The sequence below is a fragment of the Mesorhizobium sp. M2C.T.Ca.TU.002.02.1.1 genome (assembly GCF_003997225.1).
The window spans coordinates 1-2,141 of sequence record NZ_RZTO01000952.1; the positions used below are offsets into that span (position 1 = coordinate 1).

The 2,141-nt window shown below is 62.4% G+C and carries 2 protein-coding genes and 1 pseudogene; 1 reads left to right on the forward strand and 2 read right to left on the reverse strand.

The genetic code is table 11. From position 1 onward, the window contains the following. Positions 1-425, reverse strand: a pseudogene (locus tag EOD07_RS31890) (hypothetical protein); the annotation flags it as partial. Positions 426-724: 299 nt separating this feature from the next. Next, positions 725-1,234, reverse strand: a complete 510-nt coding sequence (locus EOD07_RS31895) for a DinB family protein (protein WP_127238097.1) — start codon at positions 1,232-1,234, stop codon at positions 725-727. Between the two features lie 54 nt (positions 1,235-1,288). Here EOD07_RS31895 and EOD07_RS31900 point away from each other — a divergent pair, with 54 nt between their 5' ends. Beyond that, positions 1,289-1,981: a glutathione S-transferase family protein gene (locus EOD07_RS31900; protein WP_127238098.1), complete on the forward strand. Its 693-nt coding sequence runs from the start codon at positions 1,289-1,291 to the stop codon at positions 1,979-1,981. The last annotated feature ends 160 nt before the right edge of the window (positions 1,982-2,141 follow it).

Consider the following 2,141-nt stretch of genomic DNA (forward strand, 5'->3'; position numbering starts at 1 on the left):
GTCCCGAGAGTGTTCGGTGTGCCCAGGGTCGAGAACCGTCCAACGCCGACACCCGCATCATTACCAATGCCGAGGCTAAGGGTCGCGTTGGCGGTGTCGCCGACATTAGCGCCGAGATTCGCGTCGATGCCGCCGGAGCCGCCGATCGACGCTGTGGCGTTGGCGTCGACACCGCTTGTTCCGCCCGCCGATGCGGCTGCGCCGGCGTTCACGCCGTTCGTCCCGCCAACCGACGCGCCAAGACCGCCATTGACGCCACCGCCACCACCGACAGAGGCGCCGACACCCGCGTTGACGCCCCCAGAACCGCCGACCGATGCACCCACTCCAACGCCAAGGCTCGCCGCATTCGCAGGCATGGTCAAAATGGCGACAATCGTGCCAAAGGTCAGAGTAACGGCGGCTTTCTCAACGATACTGCGCATGACACTCTCCTTTTCCAAAGACAGCACAATCAGGACCGAAGTATGCTAGCATTGCCTGCATACCAGCACTGAATACAGGGATAAGTTACGCGCGAAGTTTCGCCCGGGTTTCGCCGACGCTTTCATAAGAATAAGTTGTGGTTTTCAATTGCTATTTTCTGCCGACTAAAATGTATTAGACTTTTCTTAAATTAAGAAAAATTTCTCAAAACAACCCGGCTGCAAGTTCAGCCATCCATGGACAATGCAGTTCGATGTGGCCAGATAACTCGCCGAGGGCGTCTTCGAGCCAACGCGCCTCAAGCGTAGGCGCGGCCTTCCTCCGAGCGCTGGAACAGCATCAGGTCGAGCGGCACCGAGGGCCGGCCGAGCACGGTAAGGCACATATGCGCCTGGCCGCGATGATGGGTCTGATGGTTGAAAAGATGGCTGAGCGCCGGCGCCAGCCGTTGCGAGACGGTGCGCATGTCGGTTGTCATATAGGAAAAACGTCCGGTGAACGCCTTGTCGGCCATGCCGCCCACCCAGTCGACGATCCGCCTGTCCTCGGCCTCGCGTGCCACGCGCAAGCCCGGGAAGGCGCGATAGAGGATCGTCGCAAGGTTTGAGGGCGCGTCACCCTCGCCGGTAAAGCGCTTCATCCAGATGCGGTCGGTGACGAGCAGATGGTTGAGCGCGCCGAGCATCGAGCTGAAGAAGGCGCCGACGTCGCGGCCGAGTTCCTCTTCGTCGAGATCGGCCGCGGCATCATAGATGCGCGTGTTGGCCCATTGATTGTAGGCCGCAAACATCATGAAATGCTGTTTCATTCTTCCATCCGCCTCGCAACGAATCCCAGCTCTTCGTAACCCGCAGGAACCATAATGACCATTCTGTTCTATGACCTCGTCGGCCACGACACCGAACGCCCGTTCAGCCCGCATTGCTGGAAGACGAAGATGGCGCTGGCCCACAAGGGGCTCGCCGCGACCAAGGTGCCGACGCGCTTCCTCGAAGTGCCCAAGGTGGAAGGCGGCGTGTCGAAGACGGTGCCGGTGATCCGCGACGGGAACCGCGTCGTGGTCGATTCTTTCGCCATCGCGCTCTATCTTGACGAAGCCTATCCGGATCGGCCGACGCTGTTTTCCGGTGAAGGCGGCAAGGCGACGGCACGCTTCATCGAGCGCTGGTCGCAACTCACCATCCACCCTTATGTCGCGACCGTGGCGCTGACCGACCTGCATGCGATGCAGGACGAGACGAATGGCCGCTACTTCCGCGAGGATCGTGAACGGCGCTACGGCAAGCGGCTGGAAGACGTCGTGGCCAATCGCGATGCCGGCCTCTCGGCCTTCCGCGCCGCGCTGGAGCCGCTGCGCTCGACGCTCACCTACCAGCCCTTCATCGGCGGCGCCTCGCCGCTTTTTGCCGACTACATCGTCTTCGGCGCGCTGCAATGGGCTCGCATTGCCTCGCCTTTCCAGTTGCTCGACGACAGCGACAGCATCGCGCGCTGGTTCGAGCGCTGCCTCGACCTGCATGGCGGGATCGGCCGGCAGGTCGCGGCCGCGGCGTGAACGCGGCGAGCACCGGACTGCCATGTTGCGCTATGAGATGCGGGCCGAGATTTGGGTCTACCCCGGCAAGGGCGGTTGGCATTTCGTGACGCTGCCGACGGACGTCGCGGCGCGGATCAAGGCGGCGATGACGGGACTGGCGCGCCCTTGGGGCTCGCTC